The following is a 20664-nucleotide window of genomic DNA, read 5'->3' on the forward strand; positions in this document are numbered from 1 at the left end:
AAAACCTCAGTCCCGGTCCGCTTGTGCGGCCATGACGGCGCGCAGATCGCCTGCGTATTGGGTCAGGGCGGTTTCCGCGTCTTCCAGCGTCAGTCCGGAGCGGATGAGAATGGCGCGTTTGACGTTCTGGCTGCTGGCCTGCAGGGCGGCCTCGATTTCTTCCGGGGTACCTCCGGCCAGATCCTGCACCATGCGGGCGGCACGCTTTTCGAGTTTGGCATTGACGACGCGCATATCCACCATCTGGCCGCAATAGCCATGTCCGAGTTTGATCATCAGGGTTGTGGACAGCATGTTCAGGACGGCTTTCTGGGCTGTGCCTGCCTTGAGCCGGGTGGAGCCTGCAATGACTTCCGCGCCCGTGACGATGGCAATGCCCAGTTCCGCTTCCCTGAGCAGACGGCCCTCCCCGTTGCAACTGATTCCGACGGTCAGGGCGCCTGCGTTTCGCGCGGCCGCAATGGCGGCGCAGGTATAGGGCGTGGCGCCACTGGCCGCGATGCCGAACACCACGTCATTCGGGCCGGGGTTGTGAGACAGGATTTCCCGGCTTGCGGTCTCTTCGCGGTCCTCGGCGCCTTCCACGGCTTCGAACAGGGCCGTGGTGCCTCCCGCCAGCATCAGGATGAGGCGTTCGGACGGCCAGCCGAAGGTGGGTGTGAGTTCCACGCCATCCTGAAGCCCTACGCGGCCGGACGTTCCGGCGCCCACATAAAACAGCCGCCCTCCGGCCCGCAGACGCGGGAGAGCAGCTGTGACGACATCGTTCATCTGCGGAACCGCGGCGCGGGCGACGGCGGTTGCGGTCATCTGGGCTTCCGCCAGAGAGTCCAGAACCGATGTCACCGGCCACAGGTCGATGTCACCATAGCGCGGGTCCTGCTGCTCGGTCCCGCCCGGCGCAACTGAAGACGTGAGGGGCGTGTTCTTGGCACTCATGGCCTCAATCCTTTCGGGCGTCATAAGCCGACTGGCGGTTCTCTCGGCGCGCGCCTGTCAACAGCATGGAAAAACGGGCCGCCATCAGCATTCCTGCGATACCCAGAGGAACGAGCCAAGGAAAAGCGATGTGATAGCCGGAATACTGGAGGAACTTCATGATGGCTGCCATGGCCGCCAGCGAGACCAGAAAACCCGTCAGGGCATCCCGCGGCCGGGCATCAGGGTACAACATGCCAAAGAGGAAAGCCCCGAGAGTCGGGCCATAGGACCACCCTGCGATCGTCAGGCCCAGAATCACGGCGGACTGCTCGCCCTGTGCAAACCAGAGGGCAACCAGAACGAGCGCGATGCTCCACAGCAGCGTCGTAAGACGGGGGGCAAACAGCGGGCTTTCCCGGAATCCGCAGAAACGTCCCCAGCGTCTGAGGAGACGTTCCGGCAGAGGCCCGAAATCCGTCAGGGACGCGCCGGCCATGGCATTGAGGGTGGAAGACAGGGAGCCCATCGTGGCGCTCAAAACGCCTGCGAGCAGCAGGCCGCCCAGTCCGGCGGGTAATCCTGAGACGATGTAACTTGGGAACAGTTCGTCGGGCGAGTGCAATCCGAGTTCTGTCAGGGACTGGCCGTGATGCGTGATCCAGAGCTGCACGCCGACAAGGGACAGCAGCCCGAACAGAAACGCCACCACAAAGGCACTGCCAACGAGCGCGTAGCGGGCATCCCGGAGGGTTCTGGCCGCCAGCAGACGCTGGACCATGAGTTGATCCGAGCCGTGGGACGCGACCGAAAGAATGGCGCCTCCGACCAGGGCCGCGAGGGGTGTGAAAGGGTCGGACAGCAGCGTGCTGACATGCAGGGCGTGGAACGGGGCCATTTTCCCGGCCGCCCATGCCTGTGTCCAGCCATCGGATGGGAGACCGTGCATCAGCAGACCGGCGCATGCGGCCGCGCCGAAGAGATAAATGCAGAGCTGTATGGTGTCGGACCACACAACCGCCCGCAGGCCGCCCAGAACCGTGTAGGCCAGCGTAAAGGCCATGATGAGACCCAGAACAGCCAGATGGTTTATGGATATTCCATTGTGTTCCAGCATCCATGTCAGCGGCAGGAGCCCTGCGGAGAGGCGGACCCCTTCGGCCAGAAGCCGCGTGACGAGAAAAGCGCCAGAGGCAGCACATTGCAGTCCCGGACCGAAACGCTCGCCCAGATACTGATACGCACTCCTGATCTGGCCCTGGGCGTAGAGCGGCAGAAACCAGATCGCCACGATCAGCCGGCCGATCAGATATCCCCCGGCAAGGCCGAGAAAGACCATTCCCGTCGTATAGCCAATGCCGGGAATGCTGATGAAGGTCAGTGTCGAGGTTTCTGTCGCCACGAGCGAAAGGCAGATCGCCCACCAGGGAAGATCGTGCGATGCGGACAGGAAATCGCCGGATGTTTTTCCGCGCCGCGATACCGTGATCGCCACGAGGGGGAGCAAAACGAAATATGCGCAGATTACGGCGATGTCGGCAAAGCGCATGAAGCATGTCCCCTTGTTCGTTTCGATATAGGAGAAATATAATACCAGATCAATACCGGGTTTTGCGGATCAGCCTGCCAAGTGGGCGGAGCGTTATGGGCAGGTTGCTCATTCGGGCGAAAAGAGATCCCGCAAGACTCTTGGAAAGTTTCAGAGCGGCCGTTTTTACGATTCGTTTTCGAAATAGGTTGAACGAGGTTTGTTTTCGGTATTAGATTGGACTTAGAAATGGTGCCGACCGGTACATGACATGAACAGTTCGGCCGTCCTTCGCGCGGAATTTTCCGGGGACAGGTCAGGGAGAAACGGCAATGCAGAACCTCAGTAGGTCTTTCCTTGTTTCTGTCTCGTTGATTGCCCTTGCTGCGACATCTGCCAGTGCGGCCAGCACGCAGCCCCGGAAAGCCCTGTCTTCGAAATCGCAAAAGCCCGCAAAGCCGGCTCCGGCAGCGGCGGCTGTTCATTCCGACCCCGAGCAGATTACCGTTCATTCCGACCTGCAAAGCGCGACAGGGGTGACGGGTGCCACACCGGGTGGGGGCATGATGCCGCCCCAGACGGCCCCGAAATCGCGCAGTGGTCTGACCCGCGATTACATCGCAAAGCAGAGCCCGACCAGCAATCCCACCACCATGATCGCCAGCCTTCCGGGTGTTGTGACGGGAAGCGGAGACCCTCTGGGCACTAGCGATCAGCAGGTCAGCCTGTCCGTACGGGGTCTGAACCAGTTCGAGCTAGGCTATACCTATGAAGGGATTCCTGCGGCCGATCCGCTCAATTTCTTCATTTTCACCGGAACGACCGCTGACAATGAAAATATCCAGAGCCTGTCGCTCTCGCAGGGATCGGCCGATATTTCAGCCCCGCTCTATAATGCCGTGGGGGGTCAGTTGAGCGAGACTCTGCGCGATCCGTCCCACAAGGCCGGGGGTCTGCTCAATCTTGCTTACGGTTCCTATGCGCTCAACCGGGAATTCGCCCGGATCGACAGTGGCGATATTGGCCATAGTGGCATCCGCAGTTTCGTATCCTTTTCCTATGAAGGGGCCGATAACTGGCGCGGATCGGGCCGGACCACGCGGTATCATGTGGATGGCAAGGCCCTGAAGGAATGGGGAGAGGGAAACCGCGCCTCGTTCATCCTCTCCTATAACAGTCCAACGGGATATTATCTGAAGACGCCCTCGATGGCGCAGTGGAACGCTCTGGGGACGAAAGCCAATTATGCGGCCGATTTCAAAAGCGGGGGCGCATCCTATTACAAATTCCAGGAAAACCAGCGCAATTCACTGATTCTGGGGGCGCCGGTTCATCTGAACCTCAGCCACTCTCTGACGGCCGACATCACGCCTTATTATGATTATTTCTGGGGCTATGGAGATGGCGGCACCACGCTGCCGACGGGTTACAGCTATGTTGGCAACCAGAATACCGGTCCGCTTCAGGTCTCCCAGAGCGGGTCATCCGTCATCGGGGCGGCAATTGATACGTTTACTGAACGGAATTCAGGTCTGAACAGTGCCATCCACTGGAAGACGCAGCACAATACGCTGTCCTTCGGATACTGGTATTCTTACTACACCCAGCAGGAACATTCCTATTATGCGGAAGCGGATGGAAACGGGAACATCGCTTCCATGACCGGCCGTTACCCCATCATGACGCAGGCCGGTATTCCGCTGTCCCGCTACAACATCAATTTTGTCCAGCAGACCAACGCCCTGTTCATCAACGACACGTTCAAGGCGCTGAACGACCGTCTGACCATCGAGGCCGGCTTCAAGGAAGCCATGGTCTCGCGCATGTCGACCCAGCTCATCCCGGGGGCGAATTACAAATCGACAGTCAATTATGCGGAACCGCTTCCGCAGTTTGCCGCGAGCTATCGCATTACGCCTCACGACCAGATCTATATCAATGGCTCGACAGGCTTCAGGGCGCCCTCCTCCATTCTGACGATGGCCGATTATTTCAGCACTTCCACCGGCAAGATCGCGCATAGTCGTGCCAGCAATCTTTCTCCGGAATATTCGATTGGCGAGGAGATCGGGTATCGCCATACGGGTCTGGTCAACATTTCCGCTGCCTTGTTCAACTATAATCTGACGAACCGCCAGCTCAGTTCCACCGTCTATCTCAACGGTGTGGCGACAACGGCCTCCATCAATGCGGGTGGCCAGACGTCACGCGGTGCGGAACTGGAGCTTGGCCTGCGTCCCTGGCACCATTTCAGCCCTTATCTGTCGGGCCAGTATCTGCACGCCACGATCGACAACAATCTGGCATCTGGCGGCGATCTGCTGCCGACAAAGGGCAAGACCGCCGTCAATACGCCGACCTTCAGCGGGGCGATCGGGCTCGCTTATGACAACGGTTCGATTTTCGGGAATTTCAACCTGAATTATGTGGGACCGCAATACGCCACCTTCATGAATGACCAGAAAATTCCGTCCTATTTCACGGGGAATGTCACCCTTGGCTATCGCATGAAAAACTCCCGGTTCGTAAAGCACCCCCAGATCCAGCTGAACCTCATCAATCTCGGCAACAGCGGGTATCTGTCCGGCGCGTCAAGCCTTGTGGGGAATGCCAAGGCCACCAAAGGCGTGTATGGGACGAACATTGCTGCCCAGACGCCGCTTTATTATGTCGGTGGCGGGTTTGCGGGCGTGGTCTCCGTGACGGCCGGTTTCTGAGGATGGGCATGACCGGATACCCTGCGCCTGGGTTTGGAATCAGGAGCGATGATGATGCATCTTGAGGGCAGGATTGTCCTGCGTGACCGCGTAGTCCCGGGGCGGGTGGATTTTGACAGCCATATCCGCGGGATCGTGCCTCGGTCCGGGGTGGCAGAGCGCTATATCCTGCCAGGGTTCATTGACGGTCACGTCCATGGCGGCGGGGGTGCCGATACGATGGACGGGGTTGCGGCCATCGAGACGCTCTCGCGCTTCCATCTGGGCCATGGAACCACGACGATCCTGCCCACCACGATCACCGCGCCCTGGCCGGACGTTATGGCGGCCCTGCGGGCGGTGGCGGAAGTCTCGCGCCGGGGCGTAGAGGATGGGCCGCGCATTCATGGCGCGCATCTGGAAGGGCCGTTCGTCAGCCCACACAAGCTGGGGGCCCAACCGCCGTTCAATATCGAGCCGACCGCTGAACGTGTGGCGGAAGCCGTTGCGACGGGGTGTGTGCGTGTCGTGACCATCGCGCCGGAGCTTGAACACGCACCGACGGCCATGAAGGCTTTTGCGCAGGCGGGTGTCAGGGTCAGTCTGGGGCATACCACCACGGATTTCGAAGGCGCCGAGCGGGCGATCTGTCTGGTCTGTGCCGCAGGTGGAACCGTGGGGGGGACGCATCTGTTCAATGCCATGTCGGCCATTGAAGGGCGGCGTCCCGGCCCGGTGACGGCGCTGATGTGCAGCGACGTGGCTTATGGAGAGATGATCTTTGATACGCATCACGTTCATCCCGCCAGTTTCCGGCTGGCGGAGCGCATGATGGGACAGCGGCTGCTGTTCGTTACGGATGCCATGCGCGGCACGGGCGAGGCCGATGGTCCGAGCCAGCTTGGCGGGCAGGACGTGATGATCCACGACGGTGTGGTCCGTCTGCCGGACGGGACGCTCGCAGGGAGCGTGCTGACGCTGGATCAGGCATTGCGAAATGCCCTCGACGCCGGAATGTCGCTCCCGAAAGCGGCGCGTCTGGTCAGTACGAATGCCGCCGCCTATCTGGGGCTGCATGACCGGGGGGCCATTGCGCCGGATCTTCTGGCAGATTTCACGGTTCTTGATGACAGGTTTCAGGTCAGCGAAGTCTGGGTCAATGGAGAGCGCAGGGTATGAAAATTATCGTCACGGACAGGCCCGATCAGGCGTTTCAGCGCGCGGCGGACATGATCGCGGAGGAAATCCGCGGGTCTCAGGCGCCCGTTCTGGGGCTGGCGACGGGCCGCACGATGGAAAGCATCTATCGGATTCTGGTGCAGCAGCATGACGCGGGGACGCTGGATTTTTCCGGCACGACGTCGTTCAATCTGGACGAATATGTCGGCCTGCTGCCCACGGACCCGAACTCCTACAGCCATTACATGCAGGAGCATCTGTTTTCCCATGTGAATATGCCTGCCGGTCAGGGGCATGTGCCGGACGGCTCGGCCAGGGATCTGGATGCGGAATGCGCGCGTTATGAAGCGGCCATTTGCGCGGCCGGTGGCCTCGGGTTGCAGCTTCTGGGCATTGGCGAGACGGGACATATCGGTTTCAACGAACCGCCCTCCGCGTTCGACAGCCGGACAAGGGTTGTCCATCTGGACGACGTGACGCGGCGGCAAAACAGCGGCATGTTCGGCGACGACCCGGAGCGCGTGCCGGAACGCGCCCTGACGATGGGGGTGGGGACGATCCTGGAAGCGCGCCATCTTCTGCTGGTCGCCGTTGGCGACGGCAAGGCGGCGATCGTTGACGAGGCGCTGAACGGTCCGATCAGCGAGGCCGTCAGTGCCACGGCCATCCGGCTTCATGACGACGTAACAGTCATTCTGGATGCGGCAGCGGCCCGGATCTGGCGGCAGAATGGTCACTTACCAAACAGCCCTGAAAACTTATAGTGATTGTAAGTGAATTTAACGCTATAACGTAAGAATGACTTTCCAAGAGCTCTTCCAGCACGCCATTAAAATTGGCGCTGTCCGCAATATTGATCTCGCAAAGAGGTTTGGCATCACCAGTCAGGCCGTGAGTCAGTGGAAGACGGGCAAGCGTCCCAATCGCGAGCATGAGCAGAAAGTCATTGATTATCTGTCGGAAAAAATTGCCGAGAAGGAAGGCGTCAAGGTCAAGCTGCCCGACCTGCCGGCGAACCTGATTGATGATGCGGGTTCAGACGAGCCGGTCGATTATGTTCCCGTGCGCTCACTGGACGTCAGGGCTGGCGCTGGAGGCGGCGGAATCATTGACGACCATGCGTTCGGACCACCGCGTTTCTTTGAATCCGGCTTTGTGCAGCGGGAGTTGAGGGCGTCCGCATCCGATCTGTGTGTTGTGGAAATCGAAGGCCAGTCCATGGAGCCGCTTCTCAGAAGTGGGGACACGGTTCTGGTGGATATGCGGAAGAAGAACGTTGCGATGGAGGGGATTTTTGTTCTCTTCGACGGGGACGGCGTGGTCTGCAAATGGGTTGAGCTCGTCCATGGCGCCGAGACGCCTACGTTTCAGGTGAAGTCTGAAAACGAGCGCTTCAAACCCTACGAAGTGGAAGCCCACAGGTGCCAGATTCTTGGCCGCGTTGTGTGGTTTTCCCGACGGTTGTAAGCAGAATCACTTACATAATCAGTCATTGCTTACATTTTTGCTTGACTAAAATGTAAGCGTAAATTACAAATCTTCCGTGTCCCGCAGTGGGGCTGGAGGATTTAGTCATGGTGGCACAAAGCAATATTTCAGCGATCCGGAAAGCATACACCCTCCTCAGCGAGAATGGAGGGAAGGTCAACAACTACGGAATGACGAATAACGAGTGGTTCGATTTTCTGGTTGATTTGAATATTTCGGCTCTGGGTCTCGAAAGGCTGACGAAACAGCTGGAAACGATGTCTGGCTCCGTGGCAAACAGCAGGCCCCATTGATTTTTCAGGCAGAAATGTGGTTACGCCCACAACATTCCTCCCTACGGCCTGCTTGATTGCGCCGGACGGGCTGCGGCCATCTGCGCGTCTGTATAGGGTTGCAGTGCCTCGATAATCCGCCCGGAGAGGGAAAATGCTTTAGACCCTCTCATTCATAGACAGTGGCAAGACCACAGCACTGCCAGTCCCCTTCTACGAAGATGCGTCGTAATTCGAAAATCCAACTGATCTCGTCTTCATCCTTCATGTTTTTCAACAGTAGAAGGGCCTTATGCATCACTGCGACCTGCTCACGCCCAAGATGGCCCACGGAGGGATAGCCGCGCCAGCCGGCTACAATCATCGGATCGTATAGAATCCGTTCCAGATCCGACAAATGCTCGTTACGCTCGCCCAGCGCCGCAAGAAATGCCCTGAACGCCTCCCCCGCCAGAGTGTTGTGCACGACGCGACCGAGGGGCGTTCCGCCCCATTGCGGGATGACTGCGCTCATGACCCGGACGATGTCGGCGGTCTCCTGGGGAGTGGGCTTGTGCTGGCTTCTCCCGCGATGCAGGCGGAAGGCCGTCAGCATCCGCGAACGGCTGATGTCTGCCTCACATTCAGGGAAAACGTCGATGCGGTCTGTGAAATGCAGGGCGCGGTCTTCATCAAAGCCATCGCGCAACAGACCTGCCAGCTCATCGTCGCATCGCCATGCCGTTACTGCAAAGCCCATCTCTTCCCCTTCCCTACAAAACTGAAAATTCCAACGGACCGGGAAAACCGCTCAGAGAAACGCCGGATCGGAAAAAACATTCCCGCGACAGGCCAGACCTTCGCGGGCGGCAAGCGCCAGGATCGCCTGTCCGGTCACGTCGAACAGCGCGGCGGCCCGATCGACAGCGGCATACTTCGTCCACCAGCCCACAAGGAACTTCTGACGAAAATCGAGCGCCACCCCCAGAGCCTCCGCATCCCTGTTCTGCACCGCGAGCAAGGCGCGCGCGATTGTGATTGCGGTTTTTCCCATGAACTGCCCGGTCCGCCGACCTGCCCAAAGCTGCTCCAACTGGCTGCAAAGCCTCAGAAGCTCGGCATATCGACGCCCGACGGCAGCCGCAAAAGCCTGGGACAGGATCTTTATTGCCTCACCATCATCAGTTTCCGCATCTCCTTTCTCGACCGCTTCCATCGCCCATCTCCGCGCCGTTTCCGTATCCCCGAGAGCGAGCGAGGCGAGCTGCATGTCCAGAGCAAGCGGTGGCTGAACGAGTGCGCATCGTTCCAGCGGCAGACTGAACCACGATATCCTGCGTGCGAGCAGAGCCTGAAAACCGGCGATATCTCCCGAAGCATATGCCGCCCCGATGAGATCGTCGGTATCCATCAGCATCGTATAGATCGCCATTGCGTTGACGTCCCGCAGATGTTTGGCGCGCCAGAGATCCTGAACCTTCAGCAGTTCCTCCCTCGCCCCGCTTTCCGCGACGAGGGCTGCAACCTCCTCTGCCTCCAGATGGGGATAGGCGCGCAGGTCGGGCAGCGGAGTTCCGGGAAGGGTCATTGAACATTCTCCGTTTCCTGAAAGAGAAAACGATTGAAGAACTTCCGGTGTTCCACCTGCGGCGGCTCATTGCGCCGCGTATTGCTCCGGACGCAGAGATAGCCGACGCGCCCCTTCCGGCACAGGTCACGCAGCCTGTGGCCGATGTCCCGCTTCGCCTGGGCGCGTTGGGGATCTCTGGACTTGTTATGGATCATGCAGGACGAAATGGTCGCGATCATCTTCGGGTCATCCTGACGAACACGCCCATGTCCCGTACGGGTCCCGTCGATCAGGACGACGGAACGATCCTTGTAAGCGCTCGTATTAGCCTTGGATTCCAGAACGATCGCGAAGTTCACACCTTCGACGAAATGCACGATGTTGGGTGTATTGGACCCGCTGCCAAGATATTGCAGGATTGTGGTGCCACCTGTGGTGTTGTTTGTGGTACTGGCCTGCGTTTCTACGATCTCGTCGCGCGACTGGCCAAGAAATTTCGTCTGCAGGGTCGTGACGTCCTGCTGCAACAGGGCGCTCAGTTTCCACAATGCGCCCCTTGTGCCGTACGCTTCCAGCTCCGTATTGCTCGGGTTTGGATCGGACAGAAGTCTGCGGGCCGCGGCCTCGTCCCACGGCGTGCCGATTTCCCAGTGCGCCCCGCCCAGCACCATCACCCACATCACATGTCCCGGTGACACACGGCTTCCGGGTGTGATGGCTGCGGCCTGCGCGGTCCACAGTCTTTTGGCCAGTCTGGCCACCGTTGCATGCTGCTCCGCGCTCAGGAGATTAAACGCGGCTTCCGCTTCCTGCGAACCTGCTGGAAAGCCACAGGTCGAAAGCAGCCGCTGCGCCTCGAACAGGGCATTCTCGGTAGCGGGCGATGTCAGGCTGTTGACCGCAACAATCAACTGATCAATGCAGGTGGCCGCTTCCGCCGCCGTACGGGGATAGCTGAGGAGCGGCGCCGGTCGTCCACCTGCGGCGCGGCGTGCGCTCATGCTCTGCCCATTCCCGGCATGGTCAGAAGGCCACCCGGCTCTTCCGTATCCTGGGCCGCGAGGACATCGTCCACGTTCTGCCACAGTTTTGTCTCAACGCGACGTGCGAATGTTTCTCCTTCAAGGAGCGCTACCACCGTCCGCAGGGCCTCGTGGGGTGGCAGGTTTCCTGTGGAGACCTGATCGACAAGCTGCTCCAGACAGGCGACGAACTCGATACTGCTGATGTCCGGCGCCTCCTCCTCCAGCGTCAGCGCGGCATCCAGACCGGCCTGTGTCAGACAGATCTGCCGGGTTTCCCGATCCCAGACGAGCAGGCGCTTTTCCGCCATCAGTTCCAGCACGCCGTGAAACGTGGAGGGCCGTCCCACGCCATTCCCAGCCATGGCCAGCAGCAATTCATCGAGTGTCCAGGGCTCCGCACGACGCAGCCGGGGCGTAGCAACGAACCGGACGTCCGGATGCGCCGCCGCGTCCCGCAGGCCTGCGTCCGTATCGGGTGCCGTCATTGCTGACAGAAAGCTCTCTTTTGCATCAGGGAGTTCTTCCCACCAACCATCGGACAGGACGGACGCCGTGGTGACCAGAACCTCGCAGAGACCCTGTTCCGCGCAGGGCATTCTGTCCGCCGGGGAGACGTCATCGACCGTATAGGTCGCTTCGCCCAGTTCCACGACAGGCATGGGAGCCTGCGCTGCGCGCATGGCACGATAGGCAATTTCGTAAAGAGCGAATTCCTCCGGACTCAGGCGACCGGACACCCGGGCGGGCGTCATTTCGGGGTCCGTGGGCGTTATGGGAGGGTGCGCGCTGTTGTTATCGGTCACGGGTATTCCCCTTCACTCCGGCACCGCCCTCATACAGCCTCTGAAGACATGCCATTGCCTCACGCGGGGCTATTCCACGACGGCGCCATGCTTCGGCGAGAAGGAAGGCTGTCCCCGCCGCAGGAGCAGGGCCCATTTCCACGCGCTGCGTTACCGTTTCGCGCAGATGTCCGGACGCTTTCTGAAGACACTGCGCCATGTCCCGCGCCACCGCCTCCTCGAACAGGGCAATGCCGCCCTGGCGCATGAGCCGTCCCGTGATGGCCCAGGGGTGTTCCCTGCTGTCACCTGCGTTTCGTCTGCCCTGACCAGCCGTCACTGTCACGCCCACGTCCCACAGGCCATCGGTCTGCAATTCTCCGCGCAGATGCCGCAGCATCAGAGCCAGAACCCCGGCCTGCACGCGCCCCATGCCCACATTTCGCGCTCCTTTGGCGGGCGGCTGTGCAAGCAGCCCCGCAGCATCCGCACGCGCCGCAAGATCTTCGGGCGTATTGCCCGATTCGTCTTCGGGCAGCTCTTCCCGGCCCACCGCCAGAACATGACCCAGACGGCGTGCGACGAGAATGTCGATCACTTCTCTCAGTAACGCGGCCGCAACAACCGACTGATCGAGCCTCTGTGGCTCTTTGTTTGCTCCAAAGGCTTCAGAAATGCTTTCACGGGTGATAGCGCCCAGCCGCACACGTTCAATACGCCCGGCCCATTCCGGCAAACACTGCCCAATGGCGGTTTCGACATGCCAGGCGATTTCTTCCCCCATCAGATCGGCGTCAGTCGCAATAACGATGCGCTCCATCCCCTTCGCCATGAGGCAAATCCGTGCAATCGCATCCTGTCCCGTCGCTGAAAGCTGATGATGGGGGACCAGTCCATCGGCATAGGACAGGCTCGCATGATCCAGCCCGAGTTCGGCAACCGCACCTCCCGTGGCCAGAACCTGGTAATCAAGCCCCAGATAATGACTGATGCTCTCGACCTTTCCGGGTGCCTCCACAATCACGAGGACATTCGGAAACAGCCGCTTTGCCCCGATATTGGCCATATGCCGCCCGAGAAGACGGGAGGGAGGGTCGCGGAGTTCACGAAGATCGGACGGAAGTGGTTCGGGCCGTGTAAAGCCGAAACGCGCATCCTCGCCGAAGCACAGGAAACAGGATTTCGCACGGGAGACAGCGACATTCAGCAGTTCCGTTCCCTTGTCGAAGAACGGCAGCCGGCTGCCCTGCCCTGAAAAGACGGAAGAGAAGATCACGACCGGACATTCCGCCCCCTGAAGAGAGTGAACCGTGCCGATGATCATATCGTCGAGGCCGGCGGCCTCGGCCTCCTCGGGGTCCATTCTCTCCTTCAGGGCGGCATAAATCCGCTCGACCTGCGGTTTGAACGGCGTGACAACGGCAATCGTCTCCTTCAGCGCCGTCTTGCCCGTCGCCTCCTTCAGGGCAGGCCAGTTCGTCACGATCCAGGAGGCGATCTGCCGTGCTTCCTCCTCGTTGACCCAGGAGCCGCTCTGTTTCTTGGCCTCCGTACCGCAATCCACCCACGACATCGCAGGAAATGTTTTTCCGGCTTCTGTCGCGGTGAGAACCTTACGCGACGTTTTCGCGATCAGCGTCCCACCGTAACAGAGAATATTGCAGTATTCGATGATGTCAGGGTGGCATCTGTAATGATAGCGGAGCGTAATTCCCCGATCCATAACCTCGTTGTATCGCGCCACACCGCGCACAGCCGCCAGAACACTCCCGCACGATGCTGAAACGCCCGCGTCCATGAAGCGGTCAATTCTGTCGGACAGGCCACATCGCCCGAAAAGGGCTACGTCGCGCACCGTATCGAGCGTCCAGATCGGCGCAAGCTGCAGCCGGTCTCCGACGGCGGCGGCGCGCTTGGCCAGAGCAAGAACCGGAATACCGATCTCCGGCAGCGCCTGTCCCCCCTCGTCGATGATCAGCATGTCGATGACCCCGAACGCGTAACGACGCGGCATGTCCGGATCCAGCGCCTCCAGCCTCGCCAGCTTCGGAGCCATGTTCAGGGTGGTGACGAGACAGGGCGTGATCATGCACAGCCGCCGCAACCCTTCTGTCACATTGCGCTCGGAACGGGAGAACAGGCGCGTTCCAAGGCTTGCGATGAAACGCCCTTCCCAGTAGCGCGCGGCGGCATGGAATGCGAGCGGACGCAGGCTGCAGTCGAGCGCCTTTTCCAGCACCATCTGACGGGCCGCCCGTCCGTCCTGCCCGTCTTCCATGGCCCCGGCCACGAGTGCTTGCGCATCCGCGCTGTGGGGCGCGAACAGAAGTTCCAGAAGGTCATCAACCGCCTGCGCTGCGGCTTCATTATAGACGAGGCCAAACGGATTCAGCCGGGCGCGCAGTGCCTCCCTGTTCCCAAAAGCCGACGCTCCGTCGCCCGCATGCAGATGACGGGCCAGCAGCGCAGGAAACATCTCGCCCCAGTCGATCACCCGCTCCCGCAACGTGGCGATCGCATCGTCAAGCGTGGTCGTGCAATTCTTCTGTGGAAATATCTCACGGAAGAAATCAAGATAGTCTGACTCGCGCGCGTCCCTGTCTGCTGCGCTGAAAACGGGTTTGCGCCCTACGAACTCATACAGCGCACCTTCCCTGTCTTCCCGGATCACCTGAAACAGGTTTGCGGTCTCCGGCTTCTTGTCCAGATAGCTTTTGGATGGAAAGAAACTGCCATAAGAGACGAGAGAAGGAATCCAGCGTTTCCCCAACACAAACTGAGCATGTTCTTCGGCATGCACGTCCCCGAAAGCACGGATGACGTTGGTTACGGACTGGTTGGTCGCGCCGCACGCCACCGTAACCGGACAGTCCTCTCCCCGGATGGCGGCCTGTACCCAGCGTGACGCAATAGCGGCCTTGAGCATCGAAGTCTTGCCGGTGCCGGGTGGCCCGTTAACGGCCTGCGCCTCGCCTGGGGCGAGAGCACCCAGATGACGTACGGCGCTCCTCTGACTGGCATCAAGGGGGAACTGTACGCGCCCCCGACCCGACCGCTCGTCCATGTGGCCACAAATGCCGTCCGTGCCCCACTGATGCCGGGTGGAGCGAAGACCTTCGTCACTCTCGAACGCTGCGAGCGCCGTTTCGCCAATGCGGGCATAATCCCAGCCTTCGAGCAGGGATGCGCCCAGCGCGCGGGTATTGATCGTTGCCCCTTTTTCCGACGTTGCCTCATAGATCAGCCCGCACAGGGAATAGGAGGCTTCTGATTTTTTTCCGTAGGCGACCGCCTCTTCCGCCCGACGGCCAAGCTCCGCTTCCGCTTCTGCAAATGTCCGGGTTTCCGTCACCGCGCACAGGAGTGAGGCCATCCATGTCCACAGAGGCGGCCATTCCGCCGCCAGTGGAGGGGGATATGTTCCACGGAACTCCACATCGGTGCTCGACTCTCCGATCGAGAAGGCAGAGTCCTGCTGTGAATCCTCGAAGAAACGATGATTGAAAAACGGTGTTTCACCCGGAACAGGAACAAGACACCGTTCTTCGTCGATCGAGCACGCACAGGCGGCAAGTGCGAAGCGGCGCGTCTTGTATCCCGACCGGACAAGGCAGAGCACAAACACGGCCTTGTCCACTTTTCCGCCGCCCGACCCGCCCACCCGGCCTGACGCGCACTGAGCCTCGTCAAGAGTGGCCAGCGGATCATTGTTCAGGACAAGATCGTCCATGTTGAAGAAATCGAGTGCCCCGGCCAGATAGCGGGTGAGGGTCAGCGCATCCATGACCGGCTCCTTACAGTTCAATCCGGTGCAGGCGTCCGGCATAGGCCTGCGGTGCTCGAAGGGCGATATCCATGACGACACGGCGCCCCGGCACCAATTCCGCGCGCACCGCCGCTGAAAGGGCTTTGAGAGGCCATTTCTGGAGCGATCCGCTGAGGATCATGTCGCCACCGATCTTGCTGTCACTGAAGTGCACCAGGATGCTCTCCTCACGCTCCGGTTCGAGGATCAGGCCGGACACCTCGAAAATATCGCTCTCCGGCGCGTTCTTCAGACGCGAAAACACGGTATTGCGGATGGGCGCGCACAGTTCGGAGACCGTCCAGCGCTCATGTTTGCGTGCGATGGCACCCCCTTCGCGCCACATCAGCTTGCAGGTAATTTCTGTGCCGCGCTCCATACGTGTCCAGCCGGCAAAATTGGCCAGCGCCGAAGGAACTTCCTTTATGACTGACAGGCTGGTGTGAGGGGAGCGGAACACGATTTTGGGCGCAGTCCAGGCCGCCCTGTTCCAGTCTGAAGCGAGCACGCCACTGATATCTTCGTCTTCAGGGAATGCGCCCGCCAGGCCTGGCACAGAAAGATCAGAGACCTCCCACCAGCCTTTCGAATTTTTTGAAAAAGTGCCGCGTACGACGCAGCCTTCGCCAATTTCCGCAACTCCGGCTTTATGCATCACCGAAGACCAGAGGCGAACAATCTGCCGTACGCCGGAAGCCGCCGTAAAAGCGATCTCGATCCATTCGGGAAGACCCGTCACCGGATCGGGCTCGGAACAGGTGCCCGTGGCAACTGCCTCTATATCCTCAAAGGCATGCAATATATGCGGGCCCTCCAGCTTCCAGCCATTGGGACGACGGACAAGAATCACCTTGCATTCGTCCGTTTCTTCACCAACGAACCAGGCCCGCACAGCGTCTTCATCCGCGAATGCCGTGACCTCCTGACTGTCATCCTCGGTCAGCCCGCTGAAACGACAGTAGGAATTATTGCCCTTCCGTCCGAAGTAAAGCCGTCCCCGCGCCTTTATCGTCTCAGGCACACCTGCTCCCCCGAAAACAGAATTTCCATCGAGGCCATGATAGTCTGCGAAGAGGGATGGTCAATCCGTTTTCGCTACATTCCAAGTCTCGACCAGAAAAGTGAGGTACGATGACGTATGCTCACAAAATACGATTATGTAGAGTTGGAATTTTTCACTTGGAATCCCACATCCGGGATGAGAAACGTTGTTGATTCGGGCGCAGAATTAAATCATCGTGACGCACGTTTAAGCGCCAGAAAGATACCACAATGACTCAGTGTCGCATGCTATGCCGCTTTCTTGCTCTTGGGACTTTCTCAATGCTTTTGACTGCGGCGGCACCGCCGCCCTTTCTCTCAGCATATATCCACAACGGTAACTTCAGCGCTGGTGATTACGCGTTTTTGCGAGGCGCTTTTCCAGGAGCGACATCACAACAGATTACAGACTGGAAAACACTTCAGACCTACGGCACATCCTGCATGAAGGATGCCGCCCATACAGAAAGCTCGGAGCTGGAAAAACTCGGCATCAACGCCAAACTCGACGATGAGAGGGGCTATCAGGATCATCTGTGCACCCAGATTGTATTTGCATCCGACGAAACAGATGACTTCAGAAGCTGGAAGATCTTTCAGGATGCATTGACCCGGAGCCTGCCCTATTTCCAGACCTACCAGTCAGCCGTCAGTCTGGCAGTCAGAAGTCTGAACAGTGATCCCGAAAAGGATACGTTTGAAGAACAGCTTACGCTGCACACCGTCCCAGACCAGATGTGGCGGTTCATCATGATGGGAGCGGCGCTGAACGATGTTTCGGGCCTTGATCCGACAACCCGATCCGCCCTGCGAATGCGGAGCATTCTGGCGGGAGTTGACGTGGACTGGACCAACAGTCACTGGGCACGTCATATTCTGGAAACACAGGGATGGTCTCCCGCACTCAAGGCTGGCCAAAAATCCGCAGGGCTGATGTGGCTGCTGGTTCAACACGCCGATGATGATCCGGCGTTTCAAGTCATGGCCCTTCGGCAGCTTGAGCCATTGGCGAAATCAGACCAGTTCTCCAAACCGAACTACGCCCTGCTGAGCGACCGCGTCATGCTTGCGACGACAGGAAAACAGCATTACGGATCGCAGCTCTCCTGTAGCAATCATAAGCTCACTCCATATTCAATGGATCAGGGCGGCGACAATGCAGATACTCTCGATGCCAGACGCTCTGAGATGGGCCTTCCATCTGAAGCGGCCTATATCGAACATTTCCGGAAGAGTTTTCCCAAAGGCTGTTAAGCCACATTGCGTTCATTTCACATCGAGCTGCACGGTATTGTCTTGGCAAGAATAGCTCCGAGAGAACGAAAAATTCTTTCATCCTCACATTGTGTGACATTGAACCGCATGAAAGACGCAGCAGACTGGCTTACACTGAAGACGTTGCCTGGAGCATGGATAATTTTATCAGCCATGCTTCTGAGTGCGATGTCCGTTGAATCCTGTCCGTCTGGTAATCGGCACCATAAATAAAAGCCTGCTTTCGGGACTGTCCATGGCGATATGCCGAGCGAACCCAGCCTGTGCGTGACCGTTTTACGAGATTTTTCCAATCGCCGCTGGATTTCCAGCATATGCTTGCGATAGCTTCCGCCTTCCAGAACGTCCGCAATCACTTCGGTGATCACCGGACTTGGGCCACCAAAGCTGGTGGCTACCTGTAAATCAACCAAGCCTTCAATCAGTTCCTTCCGGGCGGCGATGTAGCCACATCTTACCGAGGCAGACAGCGTCTTTGAAAAGCTGCCGATCCGGATGACATGCTCCAGCCCGTCCATCACCGCCAAACGGGGCGATGGCGCTGTTTCAAAATCTGCAAAAATATCATCTTCGACGATCAGAAGACCCAATGCAGTAGCAGCGCTCAGCAAACGGAAAGCCGTCGGAGGAGACAGGGTCGCCCCAGTTGGATTATGGAGCGCCGAGTTGGTGATGTAGAGGCGCGGCTTTTCCTGCAGGACGATCTGCTCGAAAGCTTCGATATCCGGCCCGAAGGCAGTGTAAGGGACCCCGACAATCCGGATTTCGTGCGCCCTTAACAGAGCCTGAAAATTGAAATAACAGGGGTCATCCACCAACACCGTATCGCCCCGACGCAACAGCAGGCGGCAGATCAGATCGACAGCCTGCGTGCCTGAGCCTGTCAGCACAACCTGATCGGGACTGATCTCCATCCCCTCTACAGCAAACCGGGATGTCAGAAGACGGCGCAGGCGAAGTGCGCCTCTGGTACTGCCATAATCTGACAGGATGGTATTGTCTCCTCGCGCCACGGCCCGAAACGCCCTGCGCAATGCTTCATTGGGCATCCAGTCCGCAGGAAGCCAGCCGCATCCCGGCTTAAGGACTTCCGGATCAGAGTCCAGGGACTGACGCGACACCCAGAACGGATCAATAGCCCGCGCGGCAGGTGTGGTGGCATCTGCCAGCGATAGCGGAGGAAGGTCACGCCCCGTGACATAAAAACCCGCCCCCTGACGCGATACAATGCCTCCCTCGGCGGCCAGCCGGTCGTAAGCCTGAACAACGGTGAAGGGTGAAACCTGCATGGTTCTGGCAAACTGTCGGATCGACGGCAGGCGATCGCCCGGCACCAGAGCCCGCCTAGCGATACGCTGGCGGATTGCGTCCATAACAGCAGAGGTGCGTGTCTGTTGATGTTCCACTACTGCTCCCAGAAAATTGTATCGGTCTTATTACCCATACAGTTTCTCATAACTGTATCAGGCTGTAGCTGGCCCCGACAATTTCATCTTCATAAATTCGGGGGCCAGACACCTTAATAATACCAAGGATCTTCCATGAAACGAACAACTGAAGGATGGGGCAGCGGCCTTCTGGGCGTTATCATCTTCAGTGGCTCGCTGCCTGCAACACGCGTTGCCGTCGCTGATTTTTTGCCCATTTTTCTGACCAGCGCCCGCGCCGTCATCGCTGCCCTCCTGGGAGGCCTCTTTCTGTTCACACTGCGTCAGCCCCGCCCGGAAAGGCAGGAAACTGTTCCTCTTGTTTTCGTCGCTATCGGCTGTGTCGTCGGCTTCCCATTGCTAACGGCGCTCGCACTCCAACACATTACGTTAGCACACTCCCTTGTGTTCATCGGCATCCTACCACTGGCCACGGCCATTTTTGGCGTGCTACGTGGAGGTGAACGCCCCAAACCTGCCTTCTGGCTGTTTTCCACAATCGGCGCGGTGGCTGTGGCCGGGTTTGCTCTTTACGGCAGTCAGGCCGGTAATGTTGCAGGCGATCTGCTGATGGTTGCGGCAATTCTTGTCTGTGGCCTGGGCTACGCGGAAGGTGCGACCCTTTCCCGTCGTCTTGGGGGCTGGCAGGTCATTTCATGGTCCCTGCTACTGTCCCTACCGCTCATGGCAATTATCGTCCTTGCTTATCTGCCGCTCCATTGGGGAAACATTCATCTCTCCTCGTGGATCGGCCTTGGCTACGTTTCGGTCTTCAGCATGCTGATCGGCTTCATCTTCTGGTATCGCGGCCTGGCTCTGGGCGGCATCGCCGGCGTCGGGCAGCTTCAGTTGCTGCAACCCTTCTTTGGTCTGCTGCTTGCAACGCTTCTCCTTCATGAACCAATTGCATGGACCATGATTGTCTCAACGCTCATCGTCGTTCTGTGTGTGGCTGGTGCCAAGCGTTTTTCCTGAATCTGCCCGAAGCCGCCTGACTGGCAAGCATGTCCGACGCTTCTTCCCGGCGCGAACTGTTTCGACCTTACGTCAAGCTGGCGGTTGCCGCAGACGTCGGATATGGCGCAAATAATGAAGGCTATGTCCGGATCGCTGAGGTGAAGAACGAACAGAGCGCCCGGCAGGAGGCTCACGACATCAAACGCTATCTGAAATCAATGGGCGTCAATGTTCCGTCCGGTAACGAGGTCTAAGAATGTCGATCTTTCACGGTCTGTCCGCTTTCCCCATTACACCCGCCAATGAACATGGTGTGGTGGATACGGAGGGTGTCATGCGCCTGACGACGCACCTGTCGGGCAATGGCGTGGATTCAATCGGTTTTCTGGGCAGTACCGGTACCGCTGCCCTGCTGGACAGTCTTCCTGCAGCACAATGGATGCTGGGAGATCGCGGGTATGACGCCGACTGGTTCAGGGAAGCTCTGAAAGAGAAAGGCATAAAGCCCGGCATTCCACGACGGGAATTTCGCGGACAAACAGTCAAATACGACAAGAGAAAATATAAACGCCGCAATCGCATCGAGATCATGTCATGAAGTTTCGAAATGAAGACACACGCAATCGCCCGGCCCTCTTTCGAGGATCGGGATGCAGATAAACGACTGATATGACGCGAGGACATCTGCGTCAGCAGTCGATTTGTAGGGAGTTATGATGGAA

Annotated in this window: 17 protein-coding genes and 1 pseudogene; 9 read left to right on the forward strand and 9 right to left on the reverse strand. The window is 58.9% G+C overall.

The window, feature by feature from the left end:
- Positions 1-6 precede the first annotated feature (6 nt).
- Positions 7-939 (reverse strand): N-acetylmuramic acid 6-phosphate etherase, encoded by a 933-nt coding sequence (locus tag GAL01_RS12580; protein ID WP_062032292.1) that lies wholly within the window; start codon positions 937-939, stop codon positions 7-9.
- Between the two features lie 4 nt (positions 940-943).
- The gene (locus tag GAL01_RS12585) at positions 944-2467 is read right to left on the reverse strand and encodes a sodium:solute symporter (RefSeq protein ID WP_062032290.1); all 1524 of its coding nucleotides are present in this window, start codon (positions 2465-2467) and stop codon (positions 944-946) included.
- A gap of 311 nt (positions 2468-2778) precedes the next feature.
- On the opposite strand from GAL01_RS12585, the gene GAL01_RS12590 reads away from it, so the two are divergent.
- The 5 genes from GAL01_RS12590 to GAL01_RS12610 all read left to right on the forward strand — a co-directional run bounded on the left by GAL01_RS12590 (position 2779) and on the right by GAL01_RS12610 (position 8102).
- A complete protein-coding gene (locus tag GAL01_RS12590) occupies positions 2779-5163 on the forward strand; it encodes a TonB-dependent receptor (RefSeq protein WP_062032286.1) in 2385 nt (794 codons plus the stop codon).
- Between the two features lie 48 nt (positions 5164-5211).
- Positions 5212-6321 (forward strand): N-acetylglucosamine-6-phosphate deacetylase, encoded by a 1110-nt coding sequence (gene nagA, locus GAL01_RS12595; RefSeq protein WP_082790792.1) that lies wholly within the window; start codon positions 5212-5214, stop codon positions 6319-6321.
- Entirely contained in the window at positions 6318-7085 is a 768-nt protein-coding gene (nagB, locus tag GAL01_RS12600; RefSeq protein WP_062032283.1) for a glucosamine-6-phosphate deaminase, read from the forward strand. The genes nagA and nagB overlap by 4 nt, the downstream gene beginning before the upstream one ends.
- A 34-nt stretch (positions 7086-7119) precedes the next feature.
- On the forward strand, positions 7120-7788 hold the full coding sequence (locus tag GAL01_RS12605) for a LexA family transcriptional regulator (RefSeq protein WP_062032279.1): 669 nt from the start codon (positions 7120-7122) through the stop codon (positions 7786-7788).
- 107 nt (positions 7789-7895) lie between these two features.
- Positions 7896-8102, forward strand: a complete 207-nt coding sequence (locus GAL01_RS12610) for a hypothetical protein (protein WP_062032275.1) — start codon at positions 7896-7898, stop codon at positions 8100-8102.
- A gap of 148 nt (positions 8103-8250) precedes the next feature.
- Here the strand turns inward: GAL01_RS12610 and GAL01_RS12615 are convergent, their stop codons facing one another.
- The 6 genes from GAL01_RS12615 to GAL01_RS12640 are packed head-to-tail and all read right to left on the reverse strand — an operon-like array spanning position 8251 to position 16263.
- Positions 8251-8820 carry a hypothetical protein gene (locus GAL01_RS12615; protein ID WP_062032270.1) on the reverse strand — a complete coding sequence of 190 codons (570 nt, stop codon included), beginning with the start codon at positions 8818-8820 and terminating at the stop codon, positions 8251-8253.
- Positions 8821-8871: 51 nt separating this feature from the next.
- Positions 8872-9648: a hypothetical protein gene (locus GAL01_RS12620; protein WP_062032267.1), complete on the reverse strand. Its 777-nt coding sequence runs from the start codon at positions 9646-9648 to the stop codon at positions 8872-8874.
- Positions 9645-10631 (reverse strand): hypothetical protein, encoded by a 987-nt coding sequence (locus tag GAL01_RS12625; protein WP_062032264.1) that lies wholly within the window; start codon positions 10629-10631, stop codon positions 9645-9647. Before GAL01_RS12625 ends, GAL01_RS12620 begins: the two co-directional genes overlap by 4 nt.
- Positions 10628-11458 (reverse strand): DNA topoisomerase, encoded by an 831-nt coding sequence (locus GAL01_RS12630; protein ID WP_145995643.1) that lies wholly within the window; start codon positions 11456-11458, stop codon positions 10628-10630. Before GAL01_RS12630 ends, GAL01_RS12625 begins: the two co-directional genes overlap by 4 nt.
- A complete protein-coding gene (locus GAL01_RS12635) occupies positions 11448-15221 on the reverse strand; it encodes an AAA domain-containing protein (protein WP_062032257.1) in 3774 nt (1257 codons plus the stop codon). Before GAL01_RS12635 ends, GAL01_RS12630 begins: the two co-directional genes overlap by 11 nt.
- 10 nt (positions 15222-15231) lie before the next feature.
- Complete coding sequence (locus tag GAL01_RS12640; RefSeq protein WP_062032253.1) at positions 15232-16263, reverse strand: hypothetical protein; 1032 nt, start codon at positions 16261-16263, stop codon at positions 15232-15234.
- Between the two features lie 464 nt (positions 16264-16727).
- Between GAL01_RS12640 and GAL01_RS12645 the strand changes: the two genes are divergently transcribed.
- Positions 16728-17537 (forward strand): DUF6624 domain-containing protein, encoded by an 810-nt coding sequence (locus GAL01_RS12645; protein WP_062032249.1) that lies wholly within the window; start codon positions 16728-16730, stop codon positions 17535-17537.
- A 17-nt stretch (positions 17538-17554) separates the two neighbouring features.
- Here the strand turns inward: GAL01_RS12645 and GAL01_RS12650 are convergent, their stop codons facing one another.
- Positions 17555-18964: an aminotransferase-like domain-containing protein gene (locus GAL01_RS12650; protein ID WP_456303482.1), complete on the reverse strand. Its 1410-nt coding sequence runs from the start codon at positions 18962-18964 to the stop codon at positions 17555-17557.
- Positions 18965-19099: 135 nt separating this feature from the next.
- Between GAL01_RS12650 and GAL01_RS12655 the strand changes: the two genes are divergently transcribed.
- From GAL01_RS12655 to GAL01_RS12665, 3 genes and pseudogenes are all read left to right on the forward strand, one after another.
- On the forward strand, positions 19100-19960 hold the full coding sequence (locus GAL01_RS12655; RefSeq protein ID WP_062032241.1) for a DMT family transporter: 861 nt from the start codon (positions 19100-19102) through the stop codon (positions 19958-19960).
- A 29-nt stretch (positions 19961-19989) separates the two neighbouring features.
- Complete coding sequence (locus GAL01_RS12660; RefSeq protein WP_062032238.1) at positions 19990-20196, forward strand: hypothetical protein; 207 nt, start codon at positions 19990-19992, stop codon at positions 20194-20196.
- 140 nt (positions 20197-20336) lie between these two features.
- Positions 20337-20534, forward strand: a pseudogene (locus tag GAL01_RS12665) (IS5/IS1182 family transposase); the annotation flags it as partial.
- Positions 20535-20664 lie beyond the last annotated feature (130 nt).

This window comes from Gluconobacter albidus, assembly GCF_002723915.1.
In the GTDB taxonomy this organism is placed as follows: domain Bacteria; phylum Pseudomonadota; class Alphaproteobacteria; order Acetobacterales; family Acetobacteraceae; genus Gluconobacter; species Gluconobacter albidus.

Coding starts and splice junctions, on each gene's coding strand:
- GAL01_RS12620 (WP_062032267.1), bottom strand. CDS start 9,648: ATGACCCTTCCCGGAACTCCGCTGCCCGACCTGCGCGCCTATCCCCAT.
- nagB (WP_062032283.1), top strand. CDS start 6,318: ATGAAAATTATCGTCACGGACAGGCCCGATCAGGCGTTTCAGCGCGCG.
- GAL01_RS12635 (WP_062032257.1), bottom strand. CDS start 15,221: ATGGATGCGCTGACCCTCACCCGCTATCTGGCCGGGGCACTCGATTTC.
- GAL01_RS12615 (WP_062032270.1), bottom strand. CDS start 8,820: ATGGGCTTTGCAGTAACGGCATGGCGATGCGACGATGAGCTGGCAGGT.
- GAL01_RS12590 (WP_062032286.1), top strand. CDS start 2,779: ATGCAGAACCTCAGTAGGTCTTTCCTTGTTTCTGTCTCGTTGATTGCC.
- GAL01_RS12655 (WP_062032241.1), top strand. CDS start 19,100: ATGAAACGAACAACTGAAGGATGGGGCAGCGGCCTTCTGGGCGTTATC.
- GAL01_RS12585 (WP_062032290.1), bottom strand. CDS start 2,467: ATGCGCTTTGCCGACATCGCCGTAATCTGCGCATATTTCGTTTTGCTC.
- GAL01_RS12580 (WP_062032292.1), bottom strand. CDS start 939: ATGAGTGCCAAGAACACGCCCCTCACGTCTTCAGTTGCGCCGGGCGGG.
- nagA (WP_082790792.1), top strand. CDS start 5,212: ATGATGATGCATCTTGAGGGCAGGATTGTCCTGCGTGACCGCGTAGTC.
- GAL01_RS12605 (WP_062032279.1), top strand. CDS start 7,120: ATGACTTTCCAAGAGCTCTTCCAGCACGCCATTAAAATTGGCGCTGTC.
- GAL01_RS12645 (WP_062032249.1), top strand. CDS start 16,728: ATGAAGGATGCCGCCCATACAGAAAGCTCGGAGCTGGAAAAACTCGGC.
- GAL01_RS12625 (WP_062032264.1), bottom strand. CDS start 10,631: ATGAGCGCACGCCGCGCCGCAGGTGGACGACCGGCGCCGCTCCTCAGC.
- GAL01_RS12660 (WP_062032238.1), top strand. CDS start 19,990: ATGTCCGACGCTTCTTCCCGGCGCGAACTGTTTCGACCTTACGTCAAG.
- GAL01_RS12610 (WP_062032275.1), top strand. CDS start 7,896: ATGGTGGCACAAAGCAATATTTCAGCGATCCGGAAAGCATACACCCTC.